Origin of the sequence: Streptomyces thermoviolaceus, from assembly GCF_045209695.1 — a bacterium.
In the GTDB taxonomy this organism is placed as follows: Bacteria; Actinomycetota; Actinomycetes; order Streptomycetales; family Streptomycetaceae; genus Streptomyces; species Streptomyces thermoviolaceus.
On record NZ_CP109280.1, the window covers coordinates 3,600,272 to 3,620,964 of the forward strand.

Genomic DNA, 20,693 nt, shown 5'->3' on the forward strand with positions numbered 1-20,693 from the left:
GCACGGCGGTCCGCTGCCGACGCGGCGGCGCGCTACCGGCACGCCCGGTCGGCCCCGGTCGGCCCCGTCGGCCCGACCGGCCGGAGCGGCTCCGGCCGAGGGCGGTCCCGGGCGGGCGGCGCCGCCCGCCCCCGTACCCTTGTGCCGTGAGCAGCCCCACCCCCGACGCCCTGCTGGGCCCCGCCGACGTCCGTGAGCTGGCGGCAGCCCTCGGCGTACGCCCCACCAAACAGCGCGGCCAGAACTTCGTCATCGACGCGAACACCGTCCGCCGCATCGTCCGCACCGCCGATGTCCGCCCCGACGACGTGGTCGTCGAGGTCGGCCCGGGGCTCGGCTCCCTCACCCTGGCCCTGCTCGAGGTCGCCGGGCACGTCACCGCCGTGGAGATCGACGACGTGCTGGCCGCCGCGCTGCCCGCGACCGTCGCCGCGCGCATGCCCGGCCGCGCCGACCGGTTCGCGCTGGTCCACTCCGACGCCCTGCACGTCACCGAGCTGCCCGGCCCCGCCCCGACCGCGCTGGTCGCCAACCTGCCCTACAACGTCGCCGTGCCCGTGCTGCTGCACATGCTCGACACCTTCCCGAGCATCGAGCGCACCCTCGTCATGGTGCAGTCGGAGGTCGCCGACCGGCTGTCCGCCGCCCCCGGCTCCAAGGTGTACGGGGTGCCGTCGGTCAAGGCCGCCTGGTACGCCCACGTCAAGCGGGCCGGGGCCATCGGCCGCAACGTCTTCTGGCCCGCGCCGAACGTCGACAGCGGCCTGGTGTCGCTGGTGCGGCGCGCCGAGCCGATCCCGACCACGGCCACCAAGGACGAGGTCTTCGCCGTCGTCGACGCCGCCTTCGCGCAGCGCCGCAAGACCCTGCGGGCCGCGCTGGCCGGCTGGGCCGGGTCGGCGGCGGCCGCCGAGGCGGCGCTCGTGGCCGCCGGTGTCTCGCCGCAGGCGCGGGGCGAGTCGCTGACGGTGGAGGAGTTCGCGCGCATCGCGGAGCACACGCCCGTCGCAGAGCACAAGGAGCCCGGAAACCAGTGAGCGTCACCGTCCGTGTCCCGGCCAAGGTCAACGTCCAGCTCGCGGTGGGCGCCGCCCGCCCCGACGGCTTCCACGACCTGGCGAACGTCTTCCTGGCGGTCGGCCTGTACGACGAGGTCACCGTCACCGAGGCCGACGAGCTGCGCGTGACCTGCGAGGGCCCGGACGCCGGCCAGGTCCCGCTCGACCGGACGAACCTCGCCGCCCGCGCGGCCCTGAAGCTCGCCGAGCGGCACGGCCGCAGCCCCGCCGTGCACATCCACATCGCCAAGGACATCCCCGTGGCCGGCGGCATGGCGGGCGGCAGCGCGGACGGCGCGGGTGCCCTGGTGGCCTGCGACGCCCTGTGGGGTACGGGCGCCTCGCGCGAGGAGCTGCTGGAGATCTGCGCCGAGCTGGGCAGCGACGTGCCGTTCAGCCTGGTCGGCGGGGCCGCGCTGGGCACCGGGCGCGGGGAGCGGCTGGAGCCGCTTCAGGTGGGCGGCACCTTCCACTGGGTGTTCGCCCTCGCCGACGGCGGGCTGTCCACCCCGGCGGTGTACGGCGAGTTCGACCGCCTGACGGCCGGAGGGGACGTCCCCGAGCCCCAGGCCTCGCCCGAGCTGCTGGCCGCGCTGGCCAAGGGCGATGTGGACGCGCTGGCGGCGACGGTCTCCAACGATCTGCAGCCCGCGGCCCTGTCCCTGTTCCCGTCGCTGACCGACACCCTGCGGGCCGGGCGCGAGGCCGGTGCGCTGGCCGCGCTGGTCTCCGGGTCGGGACCGACCACGGCGTTCCTGGTCCGGGACGCCGACGCGGCGGACACGGTGGCCCGGGCACTGCGCGCCTCCGGCACCTGCCGCGCGGTGCGCACGGCAGCAGGTCCGGCGGCGGGCGCGACGGTTCTGTGAGGGCACCGGTCGGGTGAGAACACCGGCCCTGCGAGGACGCCGACTCCCGCGAAGGCTCCGCTCGGAGGTCGTCGACCGCTGCCGGGCCACTGTGGATGCCTCGCCGTACGTCCGGTCCGATCCCGTCCACGCAGCGGCGTCGATCACCGGGATGAACGGGTTCGGGGCCGTTGCGCCGGTCGAGCGGCACCGTCGTCTCGCGGGCGACTGTCACACCGCGCGGCGGCGTCCGGCGCGGGCCGTTCCGTTCACCGGCACGTCGATCGCGGCGACACGGAAGTGGCCGCGGGCCGGCGAGCGCCAGGTTCCCGTCGTGAGCCCGACGCCTGCCCGCCACCGCGGCGGCGCACCACGCGCGCGTCACCACGAAGAGTGACCGAACCCTCGCGCGTCGCCCCCGCCGTGCGAGGCCCTACGCTTGAAGGTTGTCCCACCCCCGGCTCAGGAGCGACATGGCCGTCAACCTCGTCAATGTCGAGAACATCAGCAAGGTCTACGGCACCCGAGCCGTGCTCGACGGTGTGTCACTCGGCGTGTCCGAGGGCGACCGGATCGGCGTCGTCGGCCGCAACGGCGACGGCAAGACCACACTGATCCGGACGCTGGCCAGGCTGGAGGAGCCCGACAGCGGGCGGGTCACCCACCTGGGCGGGCTGCGGCTCGGCGTGCTCACCCAGCACGACTCCCTGGACCCCGAGGCCACCGTGCGGCACGAGGTCCTCGGCGACATGGCCGACCACGAGTGGGCGGGCGACGCGAAGATCCGCGACGTCCTCACCGGACTGTTCGGCGGGCTGGACCTGCCCGGCTTCCCGCAGGGCCTGGACACCGTCGTCGGCCCGCTGTCCGGTGGTGAGCGGCGGCGCATCGCGCTGGCCAAGCTGCTCATCGCGGAACAGGACCTGATCGTCCTCGACGAGCCCACCAACCACCTCGACGTCGAGGGCATCGCCTGGCTGGCCCGGCATCTGCGCGAGCGCCGCTCGGCACTGGTGTGCGTCACCCACGACCGGTGGTTCCTGGACCAGGTGTGCACCCGCATGTGGGACGTGCAGCGCGGCACCGTCTACGAGTACGAGGGCGGCTACTCCGACTACGTCTTCGCCCGGGCCGAACGCGAGCGCATCGCCGCCAGCGAGGAGGCCAAGCGGCAGAACCTGATCCGCAAGGAGCTGGCGTGGCTGCGGCGCGGCGCGCCCGCCCGTACCTCCAAGCCGCGGTTCCGCGTCGAGGCGGCCAACGAGCTGATCAAGGACGTGCCGCCGCCCCGGGACCGCAGCGAGCTGATGAAGTTCGCCTCCTCCCGGCTCGGCAAGACCGTCTTCGACCTGGAGAACGTGACCGTCCAGGCCGGCCCCAAGGTGCTGCTCAAGCACGTCACCTGGCAGCTCGGCCCCGGCGACCGGGTCGGTCTGGTCGGCGTCAACGGCGCGGGCAAGACGTCCCTGCTGCGGGCCCTGGAGCGGGCCGCGCGCACCGAGGGCGAGGAGCAGCCCGCGGGCGGCCGGATCGCCGTCGGCAAGACCGTCAAGCTGGCCTACCTGTCCCAGGAGATCGGCGAACTGGACCCGAACTGGCGGGTGCTGGAGGCCGTGCAGCGGGTCCGCGAGCGCGTCGACCTCGGCAAGGGGCGGGAGATGACCGCCGGGCAGCTGTGCGAGACCTTCGGTTTCGGCAAGGAGAAGCAGTGGACGCCGGTGGGCGACCTGTCCGGCGGCGAGCGACGGCGGCTGCAGCTGCTGCGGCTGCTGATGGACGAGCCCAACGTCCTCTTCCTCGACGAGCCCACCAACGACCTCGACATCGAGACCCTCACCCAGCTCGAGGACCTCCTCGACGGCTGGCCCGGCTCGATGATCGTCATCTCCCACGACCGGTTCTTCATCGAGCGCACCACCGACACCGTCTACGCGCTCCTCGGCGACGGCACGCTGCGGATGCTGCCGCGCGGCATCGACGAATACCTGGAGCGCAGGCAGCGCATGGAGCAGCAGGCCGCGGCCGCCGCCCCGGCGCCCGTCGCGCAGAAGGCCGCGCCGCCGACCGCGCACAAGCCGCAGAAGAGCGCCGCCGAGCAGCGTGCCGCGAAGAAGGAACTGCAGAAGATCGAGCGGCAGCTGGACCGGATCGCGGAGAAGGAGTCCGCGCTGCACGCTCGGATCGCCGAGCACGCCACCGACTTCGCGAAGGTCGCCGAACTGGACGCGGAACTGCGCGCCCTGACGGCCGAGCGGGAGGAACTGGAACTGCGGTGGCTGAATCTCGCCGAGGACGCATAGCCCCGAACGGCGCGTGAGGGGCGGGGCGCGCGCCGCGTGAAGGGGGCGTGAAGGACCGTAACGGCGCCATCACGACCCGGTCCGCGCCTGGGCACAGGCATGGTCACAGCCCGTTGGCTGTCGGTCACGGGTGATATGAAGGACCCGTTGCAGAACTGTCCGATTTCGATGAGCAGTACGACTCTGGGTCCTTCGCGAACCTCAGGGCGTGGCGAAAAATCAGTGAACGAGGGGGAAACGCGCTGATGACTCAGCCGCCCGGCCAGCCGCCGCAGGGCCACTCGGGAGCATCGCAGCCTCAGGACCGGCCCCCGCAGCCGGTCACGCCGCCCGCCGGCGGATTCGGCCCCCCGCGGATACAGCCCGCCCACCAGGACGCGTCCGGCACACCGCCGCAGGCACCCGCCCCTCAGGACGCGGGTCGGACCACGCCCGAGCAGGGCGACCGGACCCCGCCCGCGCAGGGTGGGCAGGCCCCGTCGGCGCAGGGTGCCGGGCCGACCCCGCCCGCTCCGCCGGCCGGCCCGCCGCAGCCGGCGCCCGGCTACGGCTACCCGCAGCAGCCGGCCGGCCCGTACGCTCCGCCGCAGCAGCCGGGCCCGTACCAGCAGCAGCCGCAGAACCCGTACGCGCAGCCGGGCTCCCCCGCGCAGCCGGGCCCCTACGCGCAGCCCGGCCCGTACAGCCAACCGGGCCCGTACGGTCAGCCCGGCTCGTACGGCCAGCAGCCCGGCTACGGCTACCCGCAGCCGCAGGTTCCGGGGGGCCCCGGCACCCCGCCGCCCGCCGGCGGCTCCCGCAACCCCTTCAAGGGACGGCCCGCGGCCGTCGTCAGTGCGGCCGCGGCCGGTCTGCTGGTGGTCGGCGGTGCCGTATGGGCCGTGACCGGCAGCGGTGACGACCAGGAGCAGCAGAAGAAGCCGGTCGCCGAGCACAGCTCCGCGAGCGCACCGGTCGACCCCGGGGACGGCCGCGGCGCCGGCGACGAGGAGCCAGAGGACCTCAACGCGGGCCGCAAGCCCGGAGAGTCCCGCGTCCTGTGGTACAAGTCGGCCCCGGACGCCCCCAAGGGCGGCGCCGAGGCCCCCGGCATGTGGGTCACCGACAAGACGGTGGTCAAGCCCGCCTACAAGCAGCTCTTCGCCTACAACGTCGACGACGGCAGGCCGACCTGGGACCCGATCTCCTTCCCGCAGCAGATCTGCGCCGTGACCCCGGTCAAGTCGTCCGACGACAAGGTCGTCGTGGCCTACGAGAGCCGCAACGGCGGCAGCACCCACTGCGACCAGCTCCAGCAGATCGACCTGAACACCGGGAAGAAGGGCTGGAGCACGAAGCTCACCAGGGGTGACGGCGTCTTCGACAGCACGGTCACCATCAGCCTGACCATCAGCGGCACGACGCTCGTGGCGGGCCGCCAGCTGTCCGCTGTCGCCTACGACATCGACACCGGACAGAAGCTGTACGACAAGAAGAAGTACGGCGCCGGCTGCTTCCCCGCCGGGTTCGCGGGCAGCACCCGGCTGATCCAGGTCGCGTCCTGCGGCGCCGGCGGCAGCAACGAACACGACGAGGTACAGGAACTCGACCCGGCCACCGGCAAGGTGAAGTGGACCCGCGTCCTCCCCAAGGGCTGGAGTGTCCGGCGCGCCTTCTCCGTCGACCCGTTGGTGCTGTACTCCACCCACGAGGGCGACGAGCGCGCCAACATCTCCGTCCTGGACACCAAGGGCGGCATCCGCAGCCAGGTCGACGTCAAGGACAGCATCGAGCCCCAGTGCGGCTGGCCGGGCCTGACCCGCAACCTGCAGGGCTGCTCGGGCGTGGCCGCCGACGCGAACGCCCTGTACCTGCCGACCGCGGTGACCATGGGCGCCAACGAGATCGTCGCGGTCGACCTGGACACCGGCAAGGAGAAGTGGCGGGTGAAATCCCCGACCCAGACCTCCATGCAGCCCATCAAGACGGAGAGCGGGAAGCTCATCGCCTACGTCGAGCCGTCGTACGTCCAGGGCGGCCAGGTGGTGTCCATCGAGTCGGCCGGTTCCTCCCACACCCCGGTCAAGCTGCTGCAGAACCCGGAGGGCACCGCGGAGATCGAGAACGGTTTCTTCCGCAAGAACATCGACTGGGTCGGCGGGCGCTTCTTCATCTCCAGCGCCCAGCTGAACGGCAGCGACGAGGCCGAGGAAAAGCTGATGATGGCCTTCGGCAAGTAGCCTGCCGTACCGCTCGTCCCGGCCGGTGTGCCGCCCGGCCCCGAAGGGCGGACCGCGACTCGTGAACGCGATCCGCCGCCGGGGCCGCACCTCCGCCGCGCCCTGCCCCGCCCTTCGCCGTCCCGTTTCGCCTCCAACCGCTTCCCCGAGGTACACGTGTCATGACCCAGCCACCCCCGCCGCCGGAGAACTCCTCCGACGACCGCCCGTCCCAGCCCCCGAAGCCGCCGTCCGCCCCCCAGACCCCGCCCACGCCTCCGCAGGGCACGGGGCCGACTCCGCCTGCCCCGCCGGCCGGTCCGCCGCAGCCGGCGCCCGGTTACGGCTACCCGCAGGCGCCCCAGCCGCCCGCACCGCCCGCCGGTTACGGCTACCCGCAGGCGCCCCAGCCGCCCGCACCGCCCGCACCGCCCGCCGGTTACGGCTACCCGCAGGCCCCCCAGCCCCCGCAGCCGCCCGCCGGCTACGGCTATCCCGGGCAGCCGGCCGCACCGAACCCGTACGCCCAGCAGCCGGGACCGTACGGCGGTTCCCCGTACTCCGGCTACGGCTACCCGGGGCAGCCGGGCGCACCGTCCGCCGCGCCGACGGCACCGCAGGCCGGGGGGTCCGGCGGCGGATCGCGCGAGAAGAAGAAGCAGCTGACGATCATCGTGGCGGCCGTGGCCGCGATCGCGCTGATCGTCGGCGGTGGCGTCTGGTACGCCGCCTCCTCCGGCGGCGGCACCAAGCACAGCGCCACGGACGGCAAGGGCGGCGAGTCCGCGGGCAGCGCCAAGGAGAAGGCGCCCGCCGATCCTTCCTCCAGGATCCTGTTCCAGCATGAGAACCCCACGGTGTCGGACTCGATCAGCACCCCCGGCTCCTGGCTGACCGACACGGTCTACGCCAAGACCGGTGTCGCCGAGGTCGCCGGCTACGACCCCGACAAGGGCACCAAGCTGTGGACGATCAAACTTCCCGGCCCGGTCTGCGAGGCCAGCACGCACATGACGGCCGACGGCCGCACGGCGATCCTCTACCAGCCCGCGATGCCCACCGAGGACCGCCCCACGCACGGTTGCAGCCAGATAGCGGCGCTCGACCTCAAGGCCGGCAAGAAGCTGTGGACGCAGACCGTGAAGTCCGGTGACAGCGTGGAGACCTTCGACAACATCACGGTCGGCGAGGACGCCGTGGCCGTGGGCAGCTCCTCCGGCGGCGCCGCCTTCGGCATCGCCGACGGCAAGGCCCGGTGGCTGCCCAAGCCGGACGGCGACTGCCACGACGGCGGGTACGCCGGCGGCGCCAAGCTGGTCGCGGTGCGCGAGTGCGGCACGTACGACGCGCCCGTCCTGCACATCCAGACCGTCGACCCGAAGACCGGCAAGGTGCTCTCCGACTACACGATGGCGGAGGGCATCGAGGACGCATCGGTGATATCCACCGACCCGCTCGTCGTCGCCGCCGACGCCGGCGGCACCGCGAAGGGCAGCGCCGTCTCCGACTTCTACGCCATCGACAACGCCACCGGGAAGTTGCGCACACACATCTCGGTGCCGGGCGACATCTACGCCGTCGACTGCGACATCTTCCACGCCGAGAACTGCACCAACGCCGTCGTCGGCAACGACCGGCTGTACGTGTCGACCGAGCAGCACGGCGGCAGCGCCGACTCCGACACCAACGAGATCGTCGCCTTCGACCTGGCCACGGGCAAGCAGACCGGTCAGCGCGCGGACGCCGGCGACGACTGGGAGATCTATCCGCTGCGCATGGACGGGCCGAACATCATCGCCTACAAGTCCCCGCCGTGGGACAAGGGCGGACAGATCGTCAGCATCGACGGCGAGACCTTCCAGGAGACCGTCCTGATGCAGAACCCGGCCACCCGCGAGGTGCGCGACATCGAGACGAGCTTCTCCCCGGACACCGCCGAGTTCCGCTACGGACAGGGCCGCCTGTTCATGGGGGACGACTACGTCACCAAGCCGTCCTCCTACGGCAAGGACTACCTGGTGGTGGCCTTCGGCACCGACGGCTGACCCGTCCGGCCACCGCCTCACGGCCCCGTCCCCGTCCCCCGGGGGCGGGGCCGTTGTGGGTACAAGGGCGGGACCGGACCCCCGTACGCGGCGGAGCCGGTGCGTAGGCCCGGGCGGGACCGGGCGCGCACCGGGCGTCGGTCCAACGGCCCGTGATCCGTCCGGGCACCGTCCGCACGCGGCCGCAGGTCGGCCAAAGTCCGCCGATCCGGGGCACTTTGCGCCGGTAGGGGCAGCGCGATGGGCGGCGAGCGTGTAGCTTCCGGAACATGGAGGGCCGGTGTGCCGGGGGGCCACCGGATGTGGGGGTGCCGGCGACTCCTTCGAGGGATCCGGCGGGCATCCCCGGCTGCGTACGCAGGGGGGACTGGGGGGTTGTTCGATGGGAGTGCGGCTCATGGTGGTCGACGACCACCGACTGCACGCCGAGGCGCTGGCCTCGGCACTGAAGCTGCGCGGGCACCGGGTGCTGGCCGCCGCGGCGCCGGCCGCGGGCGCGGCGGACCTGGTGATCAACCGTGCGCCGGAGGTGTGCCTGCTGGGCACGGCGACCCCCGCCGAGCCGGGCACGTTCGAACCCGTGGTCCGGATCAAGCGGGAGCGTCCGCAGATCGCGGTGGTCGTGCTGGGGCCGGTGCCCTCACCGCGCGGTATCGCCGCCGCGTTCGCCGCGGGAGCCTCCGGCTATGTGCGGCACGACGAGCGCATCGAGGGTGTGGAGCGGGCGATCACGAAAGCGCGGGCAGGGGAGGCGGCGGTGGCCCCGCAGTTGCTGCAGGGGGCCTTCGGCGAGCTGCTGAACCCGCCCGACCAGGCCGACGACGAGGGGCAGCGGCTGCTGGGGATGCTGACCCCGCGGGAGGCGGAGGTGCTGGTCAGGATCGCCGAGGGCGAGGACACCCGGCTGATCGCGGCGGGCATGGGCATCGCGCCGAGCACGGCCCGCACCCATGTGCAGCGGGTGCTGATGAAGCTGGGGGTGGGCTCACGTCTGGAGGCGGCGGCTCTGGCGGCCCGCACGGGGCTGCTGGACCGGGTGAGCAGCCGGCGCGGCGGATGAGCCGAGGCCCTGCCGTGGCCCGCGTCCGCCGCGTGGGCGGAGGGTGCGGGGCCGACGGCAGGGCCTCGGCGTGAAGGTGCTGTGACGGAGCGGGATGTTACTCGGACTCCGGCTCCTCCGGCGTGGTCGTGGGGCGCAGTTTCAGCCACACCAGGAAGAACGCGCCCAGGATCAGCATGCCGATCCCGGTCCACAGGTTGATGTTCACTCCCTGCGCCTTGTCGATGGCCTGCTGGGAGTCGGTGAGACCGGTGATGGTGATGATGACGCCGTACACCACGAACAGTCCGCCGATGATCCGGCGCAGGTCGAAGATGCGTGCGGCGGTCGCGGACTTGCTCTCCAGTTCCTCGACCTCGCGCTGGACGTCGTGCTCGGTGCCCGCGGGGCGGTGTGCGGCGTTCTCGGACTCGGACATGGTCTTCCAATCCTCCCGCGATCAGATCGAGAACGGGATGTAGCAGACGGCGGCGAGGACGACGGCGCCCCAGCCGAGCAGCGCGGGCTTGCGGTACCAGGCCTCGTCACCGGGCGCGGGCGGCTCGGCGACCCCCGGCGACCTGGTGCCGTAGACCAGGCCCTGCAGCTCCTGCTCCGGCTTGGGCTCGGTGAACAGCGACACGGCCACCATCACCACCGCGCCGGCGACGAATCCGGCGATCGCGGAGACGAAGTTGGCGCCCTGGTCGGAGGGGATGTCGACGATGCCGTTCTTGTACAGCACGAAGTAGTTGACCATCGCGGCGGCGGTGCCGGCGAGCAGACCCCAGAAGCCGGACTTCATCGAGGCGCGCTTCCAGAACATGCCGATGATGAACACCACGAACATCGGCACGTTGAAGAAGGAGAACAGCGTCTGCAGGTAGCTCATGATGTTCGAGAACGACGACGCCAGGAACGCCGTCCCGATGGAGGCGAGCACGCCGATCGCGGTGATGAGCCGGCCGAAGCGCACGTAGTAGCCGTCCTCGCGGTCCTTGACCACGTACCGGGCCCAGATGTCGGTGGTGAACACCGTGTTGAACGACGACACGTTGGCCGCCATGCCCGCCATGAAGGCGGCGAGCAGACCGGTGACCGCGATGCCCAGGACGCCGTTGGGCAGCAGTTCCTGCATCAGGTAGGGGATGGCGTCGTTGTACTGCAGCCCGGAGGCGGAGGTGCCGATCTTGGGCACCAGGACCGCGGCGGCCAGGCCGGGGATCATCACCAGGAAGACGATGAAGATCTTCGGGAAGGCGGCGATCAGCGGGGTGCGCTGGGCGGCGGAGAGGTTCTTCGCCGACAGGGCGCGCTGCACCTCGGCGAAGTTGGTCGTCCAGTAGCCGAAGGACAGGACGAAGCCGAGGCCGAGGACGATGGTGAGCCAGTTCGCGCCGAGCGGGTTGGCCTCACCGATGCCGGTGCCGCCCCACGCGGTGACGAAGTCGTGGCCGTGGGTGGCGGTCAGCTTGTCGGTCAGGCCGTCCCAGCCGCCGACCTTCTTCAGGCTCAGCACCACGATCGGGATGAGGGCCGCGAGGATCACGAAGAACTGCAGCACCTCGTTGTAGATCGCGGAGGACAGGCCGCCGAGGGTGATGTAGGCCAGCACGAAGAAGCCGGCGACGACGATCGCCACCCACTGCGGCCAGCCCAGCAGGGCCTCGACGACGATCGCGAGGGCGTAGAGGTTGACGCCCGCGATCAGGATGGCGGCAAAAGCGAACAGGATCGAACTGAGCAGGTGCGCGCCCTTGTCGAACCGCAGCAGCAGGAACTCGGGGACGGAGCGGACCTTGCTGCCGTAGTAGAACGGCATCATCACCAGGCCGAGGAACACCATGGCCGGGATGGCGCCGATCCAGTACCAGTGCACGGTGTAGGCGCCGTACTGCGCGCTGTTGGCCGCCATGCCGAGGATCTCGGTGGCGGCCAGGTTGGCGGAGATGAACGCCAGGCCGGTGATCCAGGCGGGCAGCGACCGTCCGGAGAGGAAGAAGTCCAGGCTGGTCTTCACCGAGCGGCGCGCGGCGAAGCCGATGCCCAGGACGACGGCGAAGTAGATGCCGAGGATCGCGTAGTCCAGCCCGTTGGTGGGGAGGCGTAGCTCCGCCGCCAGGTACGCGGGCGCGTATGTGGGGGTGTGCATGAGTACTCGCTTCGTTGCGCGAACTGATCCAGCCGGGAACCTACGCTCTTGTGTTCAGAAAATGAACACTTGTGTTGGTGGTCTTTGTTTGATTGTGATGTAAGCGTGGCGTAAACGAGTGGTGATCTTGTCCAGGCGTGCCGGAGTCGGGTGGCGACGAGGATCCGGCCTTCGGTGATTGGTTGTGGCGTGTTATGTTTGATTGTGTTGGTTGATGGAGCGTGGAGCTAGGCCTCCAGTGGGGAGTCCACCCGTGAAGAAGACCTCGACCCGGCTCGCCGACGGTCGTGAGCTCATCTACTACGACCTGCGGGACGACACCGTGCGGGACGCGGTCGACCGACGGCCGCTGGAGCGGACCGTCACCACCTCCGAGATCCGCCACGACGTCCTGCTCGGCGACGCGGTCGCCGTGGCCTCCCACCGCCAGGGCCGCACCTACCACCCGCCGGCCGACGAATGCCCGCTGTGCCCCACCCGCGGCGACCACCTCACCGAGATACCCGACTCCGCCTACGACGTGGTGGTCTTCGAGAACCGCTTCCCGTCCCTGGCCGGCGACTCCGGCCGCTGCGAGGTCGTCTGCTTCACCTCCGACCACAACGCCTCCTTCGCCGACCTGACCGACGAGCAGGCCCGCCTCGTCCTCGACGCCTGGACCGACCGCACCGGCGAGCTGTCCCAGCTGCCCTCGGTCAAGCAGGTGTTCTGCTTCGAGAACCGCGGTGAGGAGATCGGCGTCACCCTCGGCCACCCGCACGGCCAGATCTACGCCTATCCCTTCGTCACCCCGCGCACCACGCTGATGCTGCGCTCCCTGGCCGCCCACAAGAAGGCCACCGGTGGCGAGAACCTCTTCGACGCCGTGCTGGAGCGGGAACTCGCCGGCGAGCGGGTCGTGCTCACCACCGACCACTGGGTCGCCTTCGTCCCGTACGCCGCGCACTGGCCCTACGAGGTCCACCTCTACCCGCGCCGCCGCGTCCCCGACCTGAGGGCGCTGGACGAGGGGGCCCGCACGGAGTTCCCCCAGGTCTATCTGGAACTCTTGAGGCGCTTCGACCGGATCTTCGACGGTGAGGACGGGCAGAGCACCGGGAGCACCCGCCCCACGCCCTACATCGCGGCCTGGCACCAGGCCCCGTTCGGCGCGCTGGACGGCTTCGACGGCGTGGTCCGCGAGGACTTCGCCCTGCACCTGGAGCTTTTCACCATCCGCCGTACGTCCGGCAAGCTGAAGTTCCTCGCGGGTTCCGAGTCGGGCATGAGCGTGTTCATCAACGACGTGCCGCCGGAGCGCGCGGCCGAGCGACTGCGAGAGGTGGCCAGCCGATGAGCGGCAAGTATCTGGTGACGGGCGGTGCGGGGTATGTCGGGAGCGTGGTGGCCCAGCATCTGCTCGAGGCGGGGCACGAGGTCGTCGTGCTCGACAACCTGTCCACGGGCTTCCGTGAGGGCGTGCCCGCCGGCGCCGCCTTCATCGAGGGCGACATCCGCGACGCCGGCCGGTGGCTGGACGACTCCTTCGACGCCGTCCTGCACTTCGCGGCCTTCTCCCAGGTCGGCGAGTCGGTGGTGAAGCCGGAGAAATACTGGGACAACAACGTCGGCGGCACCATGGCGCTGCTCGCCGCGATGCGCGAGGCGGGCGTGCGCACCCTGGTGTTCTCCTCCACCGCCGCCACCTACGGCGAACCGGCCGGCGTCCCGATCACCGAGACCGACCCGACCGCCCCCACCTCCCCCTACGGCGCCTCCAAGCTGGCCGTCGACCACATGATCACCGGTGAGGCGGCCGCCCACGGTCTCGGCGCGGTCTCGCTGCGCTACTTCAACGTCGCCGGCGCCTACGGCGCCTACGGCGAGCGCCACGACCCCGAGTCCCACCTCATCCCGCTCGTGCTGCAGGTCGCCCTCGGCCGCCGCGAGACCATCTCCGTCTTCGGCGACGACTACCCCACCCCGGACGGCACCTGCGTCCGCGACTACATCCACGTCGCCGACCTCGCCGAGGCCCACCTGCTGGCCCTGCGCGCCGCCCGTCCCGGCGAGCACCTGATCTGCAACCTCGGCAACGGCAACGGCTTCTCCGTCCGCGAGGTGATCGACACGGCCCGCAAGGTCACCGGCCACCCCATCCCCGAGGTCGTGGCCCCGCGCCGCGGCGGCGACCCGGCGGTCCTGGTCGCCTCGGCCGCCGCCGCCCGCGAGAAGCTCGGCTGGAACCCCTCCCGTGCGGACCTGGCGGACATCATCGCGGACGCCTGGGAGTTCGCACAGCACATCGCGAAGGAGCGGTAAGTGGCGGCAGAGCACGCTCAGCAGGTGCGGGAGGGCTTCACCGCGCTGTACGGCACCGAACCGGACGGCGTATGGGCCGCCCCGGGCCGGGTCAACCTCATCGGCGAGCACACCGACTACAACGACGGCTTCGTCATGCCGTTCGCCCTGCCGCACACCGCCGTCGCCGCCGTCGCCCTGCGCCACGACGGGGTGTTGCGGCTGCACTCGGCGGACATGCCGTCCGACCCGGTCGAGCTGCGGATCGCCGACCTCGCACCCGAGACCGCCGACGGCTGGACCGCCTACCCGGCAGGCGTGGTGTGGGCGCTGCGCCAGGCCGGCCACGAGGTGCCCGGCGCCGACGTGCACCTGGCCTCCACCGTGCCCTCCGGGGCCGGCCTGTCCTCCTCGGCCGCGCTGGAGGTCGTCGTCGCCCTCGCCCTGAACGACCTGTGCGGACTGGGCCTGAAGCGCTGGCAGCTGGCCCGCCTGTGCCAGCGTGCCGAGAACATCTACGTCGGCGCCCCCACCGGCATCATGGACCAGACGGCCGCCGCCTGCTGCCAGGCCGGCCACGCCCTGTTCCTCGACACCCGCGACCTGTCCCAGCGTCAGATCCCCTTCGACCTGGCCGCCCAGGGCCTGCGCCTGCTGGTGGTGGACACCCAGGTCAAGCACGCCCACAGCGAGGGCGAGTACGGCAAGCGCCGCGCCGGCTGCGAGAAGGGCGCGGCCCTGCTGGGCGTGGACGCCCTGCGCGACGTGCCCTGCGACGGCCTGGACGCCGCCCTGGACCGGCTGGGCGACGAGGAGGAGGTCCGCCGCCTGGTGAAGCACGTCGTCACCGAGAACCGGCGCGTGGAACGCGTGGTGTCCCTGCTGGAGTCCGGCGAGACCCGCGCCATCGGCCCGCTGCTGACCGAGGGCCACGCCTCGCTCCGCGACGACTTCCGCATCTCCTGCGCGGAACTCGACCTGGTCGTCGACACCGCACTGGCCTCCGGCGCCCTGGGCGCCCGGATGACCGGCGGCGGCTTCGGCGGCTCGGCGATCGTCCTGGCCGAGGCGGACGACGTGCCCGCCCTCACCAAGGCCTTCGAGGACGCCTTCACGCACGCCGGTTTCACGGCCCCGCGCGTCTTCGAGGCCGTGCCCTCCGCGGGCGCACGACGCCTCGTGTGAGGGCCGCTCACCGAGGCCGACCGCTGCCGGGCCGGCCGGGTGGTGCCCCCGCCCGGCCGGCCGCGCGCCGTGATCGCACTACGATCGAGCGGTCCCCCGCGCAAGGAGCCATCACCGGTGACCGCCGTCCTTCCCGCCTCCACCAAGCCCACCGGGCTCGGTGACGTCGAGCTGCTGCCCCGTGTCGAACAGGGCGAGCAGCTGCACGCACTGCTGTGGCGGGCGGGCCCGGGCATGCGGATGATCAGCACCGCCGTGCTCGGCGGCGGCCTCGGCGAACGGCACTGGGTCCTCAACGCCCAGGTGCCCCACGGCTACCGGCGCACCGACCCCGACCGCCACCTCGCCGAGCTGGCCGCCCGAGCCGGCCTGCACGGTCCGGGCGTCGGCCTGATGACCGCGGCCGACGTCTCCGGCTACGGCCACGCGACGGACGGCGGAACCGAGGCCGTGGTCACCGCGGGCATCTCCGTCCGGGGCTGGGCCGCCTCCCCGGCCGAGGGGACGTCCCTGCCCGCCCGGCCCGGCACCATCAACATCGTCGCGGCCCTCCCCGTGCCGCTGACCGACGCCGCCCTGGTCAACGCGGTCACCACCGCCACCGAAGCCAAGGTGCAGGCACTCGTGGAGGCCGGCCTCGACTGCTCCGGCACCCCCACCGACGCCGTGTGCGTGGCCGCCCCCGCCCCCACCGCCGGCACGACCCCCCACGCCTTCGCCGGCCCCCGCTCCGAGTGGGGCGCCCGCCTCGCCCGCGCCGTCCACCGCGCGGTGCACGCCGCCCTGCCCCAGGGCTGAACAGCGGACGGGCGGCAGGCGGGACTACACCTGATACTGCCCGACCTCCAGGAAGTACCGCAGCGCCTCGGGGGAGCCGTCGTCGAGCGCCCGGTTCGCGGCAGCGCGCAGGGCGTCGCTGGTGTCGGGCTTGCCGAGGATCGTGACGATGGCGACGCGGTCGTCCTCCCACTGGGCGTTGCGGTAGCCGGTTTCGAGGAAAGCGCGTGCGTCCTCGGCCGTGCCGTCGAGGGCCTTCGCAGCCGCCTCGCGGACGGCCACGCCGCTGTCGGGCTTGCCGAGGATCGTGACGATGGCGACGCGGTCGTCCTCCCACTGGGCGTTGCGGTAGCCGGTTTCGAGGAAAGCGCGTGCGTCCTCGGCCGTGCCGTCGAGGGCCTTCGCAGCCGCCTCGCGGACGGCCACGCCGCTGTCGGGCTTGCCGAGGATGGTGGCGATGGCGACGCGGTCGTCCTCCCACTGGGCGTTGCGGTAGCCGGTTTCGAGGAAAGCGCGTGCGTCCTCGGCCGTGCCGTCGAGGGCCTTCGCAGCCGCCTCGCGGACGGCCACGCCGCTGTCGGGCTTGCCGAGGATGGTGGCGATGGCGACGCGGTCGTCCTCCCACTGCGCGCCGCGATACCCGTTCTTGAGGAAGGCACGCATGTCGTCGGCCGTGCCCTCCAGGGCCTTGGTGCCCTCGCGGTGGACCGCCTTGCCGCTCTCCGGCCTGTCGAGGATGCGCTCGATCTCGGCGCGCAGCTCCTCCTCCGACATCCGGTCGTAGGGCGACTGGTCGTCCGAGGACTGCGGAGCAGCGGTCGCCGTCGCCGTGGTGACCGCGGGGGCCGCCGTGTCGGCGGCGAAGGACGGAGTCGCCATGAGCAGGGCCGGGGCCAGGGCGCTCGCGGCCAGGACCAGGGCGGTGCGGGTCGGTCTCATGTCGTGGATCCCCCTTCGTCGGGCAGGGACAGGACAGGCCGGACCGCCGGCGGTCGCGCCTGCGGACGCCGTACGACGTCCGCAGACGGCCCCGGTGGTGCGTGTCCTGCCGCGGTGATCACATCGTGCCCGCGCGCCCCTGCCCGGTTCATTGCCCGAACCGGGCAGCGATGACCGGCAGTTCGTTGCCGACCGGCGGTAAGCAGCCCCCCTGTTCGCCGTCCCGTGCCGCCTACGCCAAAGACTTGATCATGGTGTACTCGGTGACGCCCGGCGGATAGTCGGGGATCGCGCACGCCACCGTGTAGCCGTGCCGGCGGTAGAAGTCAGGGGCCTGGAAGTCCCAGGTCTCCAGGCGGACACCGATGCACGAGCGCTCCTCGCGGGCGATGCGCTCGGCGTGCCGGAGCAGCCGCGAACCGAGGCCCGCGCCCCGGTGCGGGGCGTCCACCCAGAGGTAGGTCACGTGCAGCCAGCGTGCCCAGGTGCGGCTCACCAGGCCGCCGGCCAGGGCGCCGGAGTCGTCCGTCGCCCACACGTGCAACGGCTCCTCGTGGCCGTCGGGGGACGTCCGCAGCGCGGCCAGCACCGGGGAGGCGGCGGTGTTCGTGTCGCGGAGGCGGGAACGCAGCAGTTCGCGGCGCTCGGCGTCCACTTGGGCTTCGATACGGAACATGCGGCACACCCTAGGCCGCACCGTGTGGTCACTTCCGGCGAATTGCCTTTTCCTCCCGGCGCCCGGCCGTACTCTGAAGAGCGGTACCGGTGGGGGCCGGTACCGATCAGGGGGCGAGACAGCCGGGTACGGCGCCTCGAGTGGGGGTAGCCATTCCGCATGGCGGCGGCCGTGCGGTCGCGGCGACCACCGGACGCCGTACCCGGGCCCTGGCCGGCCGTGCGTCCGCCCGTCCTGATGGCCGCGGTCCCCTGCTCCGCCGGGAGCTCGGGGAAGGGGGGTTCAGTGCGTCGCATCCGAGTCCTGGTCGTGGACGACCACCGCATCTTCGCCGAGTCGCTCGCCGCCGCCCTGGCCGCCGAGCCGGACGTCGACGTGTCCGCGGCCGGTTCGGGACCGGCGGCGCTGCGCTGCCTGGAGCGGGCGGTCGCCGACAACCGCCGTTTCGACGTGCTGCTCATCGACGCCGACCTCGGGCAGAGCGCCACCGGCCAGCGGGGCACCGCGCCGGTGCAGCCGGTGCCGGACGGCGACGCCGGACGGCTGGTGGACGGCATCTCCCTGGTCGCCGGGGTGCGCGAGACCCACCCGGGGGTGCGGACGGTGGTGCTCGCCGAGAAGGACGACCCGCGCCGGGCCGCGCTCGCCCTGCAGGCCGGTGCCTCGGGCTGGGTGGCCAAGGACAGCTCGCTGTCCCGGCTGCTCACCGTCATCCGCGGGGTGCTGCGCGACGAGACGCATCTGCCGCCGGCCCTGCTCACCGGCGTGCTGCGCGAACTGACCACCGCCCGCAAGCACCGCACCGAGAGCGAGCGTCTGGTGGAGTCGCTGACCCCGCGCGAGCGGGAGGTGCTGCGGTGCATGGTGGCGGGACTGGGGCGCAAGGCCGTCGCCGAGCGCCTGTATCTGTCCCCGCACACCGTCCGCACCCATATGCAGAACGTGCTGGGCAAGCTCGGGGTGCACTCCACGCTCGCCGCGGTGGCCCTGGCCCGCCGGGCCGGCGTGGGCCCGGCCGACCTGAACGGCAGCGGATCAGCCGGGGATGTTGTCGAACGGGGCGGTCAGCCGGCGTAGCAGCCCGGCCAGCTCCGTGCGCTGGGCGGGGGACAGCTCGCTCAGGATCGCCCGCTCCTGCGCCAGCAGCCCCGCCAGCGACCGGTCCGCGCGGTCGCGGCCCTCGTCCGTGAGCCGGACGAGCACCCCACGCCGGTCACTGGGGTCGGGCAGCCGCTCCACCAGGCCCTTCTGCGCCAGCCGGTCGATACGGTTGGTCATCGTGCCCGAGGTGACCAGCGTCTGGGTCAGCAGCTGCCCCGGCGAGAGCTGATACGGCGCGCCCGCCCGCCGGAGCGCGGTCAGCACGTCGAACTCCCACGGCTCCAGGCTGTGCTCGGAGAAGGCCAGACGACGTGCACGGTCCAGGTGCCGGGCCAGTCTGCTGACCCGGCTGAGCACCTCGAGCGGTTCCACGTCGAGGTCCGGGCGCTCCCGGCGCCACGCTGCGACCAGCCGATCGACCTCGTCCTCCATGCCGGTCAGTGTAGTGGTTGTGTCGACATGAAGTCTCTTGATGTCGTCCTTCTTGACGTCGAGATAACTGCGCGGCAGGGTGGACCGCAGACCGCAAGGAGCCGTCATGACCGAGCACAGCCCCGCCTGGGACCCCGCCCAGTACCTGCGTCACGCCGACCACCGCGCCCGCCCCTTCACCGACCTGCTGGCCCGCATCCCCGACCTGCCCGCGCAGAGGCAGGGCCGGCCGCCCCGCATCGCCGACCTCGGCTGCGGCCCCGGCAACGTCACCGCGCTGCTCGCCGCCCGCTGGCCCACCGCCCGCATCACCGGCTACGACACCTCCCGCGAGATGCTCGACCGGGCGGAAGCGGAACACGCCGGCCCCACCCCGGGCGGCGGACGCCTCGACTTCGCCACCGCCGACGCCCGCACCTGGACCCCGGCCGAACCCTGCGACCTGATCGTCAGCAACGCCACCCTGCAATGGGTGCCGGGCCACCTGGACCGTTTCGCGGACTGGGTGGCGGCCCTGCGGCCCGGCGGCACCTTCGCCTTCCAGGTCCCCGGCAACTTCACCGCACCCAGCCACAGCCTCATGCGCGAGCTGGCCGACTCCCCGCGCTACCGGCACCGCCTGGCCGGCGTGCTGCGCCACGCCGACGCCGTGCACACCCCCGGGACGTATCTGCAGCACCTGACCTCGCTGGGCTGCACCGCGGACGTGTGGGAGACCACCTACCTGCATCTGCTGCCCGGCGAGGACCCGGTCCTGGACTGGGTGAAGGGCACCGGGCTGCGGCCCGTGCTGACCGCGCTGGCCGACGAGCCGGAGCTGCGGGAGGCGTTCCTCGCCGAGTACACCGACGCCCTCCGCGCGGCCTACCCGCCCGGCCCGCACGGCACGGTGTTCCCCTTCCGCCGCATCTTCGCCGTGGCCCGCCGCACGGACGGGTGAGCGCCGGGGGCGGGGACGTGCGCCGGGAATGCCGGGGCCGAGCGTCCCCTCGGCCGTCAGCTCTTCCGGTGCCCTATCAGCCGCGGCTTCGGCTCCAGCCCGTCCAGGCCGTGCCAGGCCAGGTTCACCAGATGGGCCGCCACCTCCGCCTTCTTCGGGCGGCGCACGTCCAGCCACCACTGCCCGGTCAGCGCCACCATCCCCACCAGGGCCTGCGCGTACAGCGGGGCCAGCTTGGGGTCGAAGCCGCGGGACTTGAACTCGCGGCCCAGGATGTCCTCCACCTGGGTGGCGATGTCCGAGATGAGGGAGGCGAAGGAACCCGTGGACTGGGGGATGGGGGAGTCACGGACCAGGATGCGGAACCCGTCCGTGTACTCCTCGATGTAGTCCAGCAGGGCGAACGCCGCCTGCTCGCACAGCTCACGCGGGTGGCCGGCGGTCAGCGAGCCGGTCACCATGTCCAGCAGCCGCCGCATCTCCCGGTCCACCACGACCGCGTACAGCCCCTCCTTGCCGCCGAAGTGCTCGTACACCACCGGCTTGGACACCCCGGCCTTCGCCGCGATCTCCTCCACCGAGGTGCCCTCGAAACCCTTCGCCGCGAAGAGGGTGCGCCCGATCTCCAGAAGCTGCTGACGGCGCTGGGCGCCCGTCATCCGGGTGCGGCGCACCCGCCGCGGCTTGTCGTTGCTGGGAATGCTGCTGGAGTCGGTCGCCACG

At 72.4% G+C, this 20,693-nt stretch carries 18 protein-coding genes; 12 read left to right on the forward strand and 6 right to left on the reverse strand.

Annotation, left to right across the window (positions count from 1 at the left end):
- Nucleotides 1-146 precede the first annotated feature (146 nt).
- From rsmA to OG899_RS15870, 6 genes are all read left to right on the forward strand, one after another.
- On the forward strand, nt 147-1,037 hold the full coding sequence (gene rsmA / locus OG899_RS15845) for a 16S rRNA (adenine(1518)-N(6)/adenine(1519)-N(6))-dimethyltransferase RsmA (protein WP_125497924.1): 891 nt from the start codon (nt 147-149) through the stop codon (nt 1,035-1,037).
- Nucleotides 1,034-1,927 (forward strand): 4-(cytidine 5'-diphospho)-2-C-methyl-D-erythritol kinase, encoded by an 894-nt coding sequence (locus OG899_RS15850; protein ID WP_125497925.1) that lies wholly within the window; start codon nt 1,034-1,036, stop codon nt 1,925-1,927. Before rsmA ends, OG899_RS15850 begins: the two co-directional genes overlap by 4 nt.
- Nucleotides 1,928-2,379: 452 nt before the next feature.
- The gene (locus OG899_RS15855) at nt 2,380-4,206 is read left to right on the forward strand and encodes an ABC-F family ATP-binding cassette domain-containing protein (RefSeq protein WP_125497926.1); all 1,827 of its coding nucleotides are present in this window, start codon (nt 2,380-2,382) and stop codon (nt 4,204-4,206) included.
- Between the two features lie 245 nt (nt 4,207-4,451).
- Nucleotides 4,452-6,425 (forward strand): PQQ-binding-like beta-propeller repeat protein, encoded by a 1,974-nt coding sequence (locus OG899_RS15860; protein ID WP_125497927.1) that lies wholly within the window; start codon nt 4,452-4,454, stop codon nt 6,423-6,425.
- 161 nt (nt 6,426-6,586) lie between these two features.
- Nucleotides 6,587-8,449, forward strand: coding sequence for a PQQ-binding-like beta-propeller repeat protein (locus OG899_RS15865; protein WP_189427772.1), 1,863 nt, complete (start codon nt 6,587-6,589; stop codon nt 8,447-8,449).
- 382 nt (nt 8,450-8,831) lie between these two features.
- Nucleotides 8,832-9,509 (forward strand): response regulator transcription factor, encoded by a 678-nt coding sequence (locus tag OG899_RS15870; RefSeq protein ID WP_125500509.1) that lies wholly within the window; start codon nt 8,832-8,834, stop codon nt 9,507-9,509.
- Nucleotides 9,510-9,606: 97 nt separating this feature from the next.
- On the opposite strand, the gene OG899_RS15875 is transcribed toward OG899_RS15870, so the two are convergent.
- Both OG899_RS15875 and OG899_RS15880 read right to left on the reverse strand, forming a co-directional pair.
- Nucleotides 9,607-9,927, reverse strand: a complete 321-nt coding sequence (locus OG899_RS15875) for a hypothetical protein (RefSeq protein ID WP_125500510.1) — start codon at nt 9,925-9,927, stop codon at nt 9,607-9,609.
- A gap of 21 nt (nt 9,928-9,948) precedes the next feature.
- The gene (locus OG899_RS15880; RefSeq protein WP_125500511.1) at nt 9,949-11,640 is read right to left on the reverse strand and encodes a sodium:solute symporter family protein; all 1,692 of its coding nucleotides are present in this window, start codon (nt 11,638-11,640) and stop codon (nt 9,949-9,951) included.
- Between the two features lie 253 nt (nt 11,641-11,893).
- On the opposite strand from OG899_RS15880, the gene galT reads away from it, so the two are divergent.
- The 4 genes from galT (at nt 11,894) to OG899_RS15900 (ending at nt 15,903) form a co-directional block, all read left to right on the forward strand.
- A complete protein-coding gene (gene galT, locus OG899_RS15885) occupies nt 11,894-12,976 on the forward strand; it encodes a galactose-1-phosphate uridylyltransferase (RefSeq protein ID WP_125500512.1) in 1,083 nt (360 codons plus the stop codon).
- On the forward strand, nt 12,973-13,941 hold the full coding sequence (gene galE, locus OG899_RS15890) for a UDP-glucose 4-epimerase GalE (protein WP_189427771.1): 969 nt from the start codon (nt 12,973-12,975) through the stop codon (nt 13,939-13,941). Before galT ends, galE begins: the two co-directional genes overlap by 4 nt.
- Nucleotides 13,942-15,105 (forward strand): galactokinase, encoded by a 1,164-nt coding sequence (galK, locus tag OG899_RS15895; RefSeq protein ID WP_189427770.1) that lies wholly within the window; start codon nt 13,942-13,944, stop codon nt 15,103-15,105.
- A gap of 117 nt (nt 15,106-15,222) precedes the next feature.
- Complete coding sequence (locus OG899_RS15900; protein ID WP_189427769.1) at nt 15,223-15,903, forward strand: adenosylcobinamide amidohydrolase; 681 nt, start codon at nt 15,223-15,225, stop codon at nt 15,901-15,903.
- A 24-nt stretch (nt 15,904-15,927) separates the two neighbouring features.
- On the opposite strand, the gene OG899_RS15905 is transcribed toward OG899_RS15900, so the two are convergent.
- Both OG899_RS15905 and OG899_RS15910 read right to left on the reverse strand, forming a co-directional pair.
- Entirely contained in the window at nt 15,928-16,821 is an 894-nt protein-coding gene (locus OG899_RS15905; RefSeq protein WP_406311065.1) for an ALF repeat-containing protein, read from the reverse strand.
- A gap of 232 nt (nt 16,822-17,053) precedes the next feature.
- The gene (locus OG899_RS15910) at nt 17,054-17,497 is read right to left on the reverse strand and encodes an N-acetyltransferase (protein ID WP_125500516.1); all 444 of its coding nucleotides are present in this window, start codon (nt 17,495-17,497) and stop codon (nt 17,054-17,056) included.
- A 285-nt stretch (nt 17,498-17,782) separates the two neighbouring features.
- On the opposite strand from OG899_RS15910, the gene OG899_RS15915 reads away from it, so the two are divergent.
- Nucleotides 17,783-18,574, forward strand: coding sequence for a response regulator transcription factor (locus OG899_RS15915; protein ID WP_125500517.1), 792 nt, complete (start codon nt 17,783-17,785; stop codon nt 18,572-18,574).
- On the opposite strand, the gene tamR is transcribed toward OG899_RS15915, so the two are convergent.
- Nucleotides 18,533-19,030 carry a MarR family transcriptional regulator TamR gene (gene tamR / locus OG899_RS15920; protein WP_125500521.1) on the reverse strand — a complete coding sequence of 166 codons (498 nt, stop codon included), beginning with the start codon at nt 19,028-19,030 and terminating at the stop codon, nt 18,533-18,535. The genes OG899_RS15915 and tamR overlap by 42 nt on opposite strands.
- 106 nt (nt 19,031-19,136) lie before the next feature.
- Here tamR and OG899_RS15925 point away from each other — a divergent pair, with 106 nt between their 5' ends.
- A complete protein-coding gene (locus OG899_RS15925) occupies nt 19,137-19,970 on the forward strand; it encodes a trans-aconitate 2-methyltransferase (protein WP_125500518.1) in 834 nt (277 codons plus the stop codon).
- A 56-nt stretch (nt 19,971-20,026) separates the two neighbouring features.
- Here OG899_RS15925 and OG899_RS15930 read toward each other — a convergent pair whose 3' ends face one another.
- Entirely contained in the window at nt 20,027-20,692 is a 666-nt protein-coding gene (locus OG899_RS15930) for a TetR/AcrR family transcriptional regulator (RefSeq protein WP_125500519.1), read from the reverse strand.
- Between the last annotated feature and the right edge of the window lies 1 nt (nt 20,693).

Coding starts and splice junctions, on each gene's coding strand:
- OG899_RS15855 (WP_125497926.1), top strand. CDS start 2,380: ATGGCCGTCAACCTCGTCAATGTCGAGAACATCAGCAAGGTCTACGGC.
- OG899_RS15860 (WP_125497927.1), top strand. CDS start 4,452: ATGACTCAGCCGCCCGGCCAGCCGCCGCAGGGCCACTCGGGAGCATCG.
- OG899_RS15865 (WP_189427772.1), top strand. CDS start 6,587: ATGACCCAGCCACCCCCGCCGCCGGAGAACTCCTCCGACGACCGCCCG.
- OG899_RS15870 (WP_125500509.1), top strand. CDS start 8,832: ATGGGAGTGCGGCTCATGGTGGTCGACGACCACCGACTGCACGCCGAG.
- OG899_RS15875 (WP_125500510.1), bottom strand. CDS start 9,927: ATGTCCGAGTCCGAGAACGCCGCACACCGCCCCGCGGGCACCGAGCAC.
- OG899_RS15880 (WP_125500511.1), bottom strand. CDS start 11,640: ATGCACACCCCCACATACGCGCCCGCGTACCTGGCGGCGGAGCTACGC.
- galE (WP_189427771.1), top strand. CDS start 12,973: ATGAGCGGCAAGTATCTGGTGACGGGCGGTGCGGGGTATGTCGGGAGC.
- OG899_RS15905 (WP_406311065.1), bottom strand. CDS start 16,821: ATGAGACCGACCCGCACCGCCCTGGTCCTGGCCGCGAGCGCCCTGGCC.
- OG899_RS15910 (WP_125500516.1), bottom strand. CDS start 17,497: ATGTTCCGTATCGAAGCCCAAGTGGACGCCGAGCGCCGCGAACTGCTG.
- tamR (WP_125500521.1), bottom strand. CDS start 19,030: ATGGAGGACGAGGTCGATCGGCTGGTCGCAGCGTGGCGCCGGGAGCGC.
- OG899_RS15925 (WP_125500518.1), top strand. CDS start 19,137: ATGACCGAGCACAGCCCCGCCTGGGACCCCGCCCAGTACCTGCGTCAC.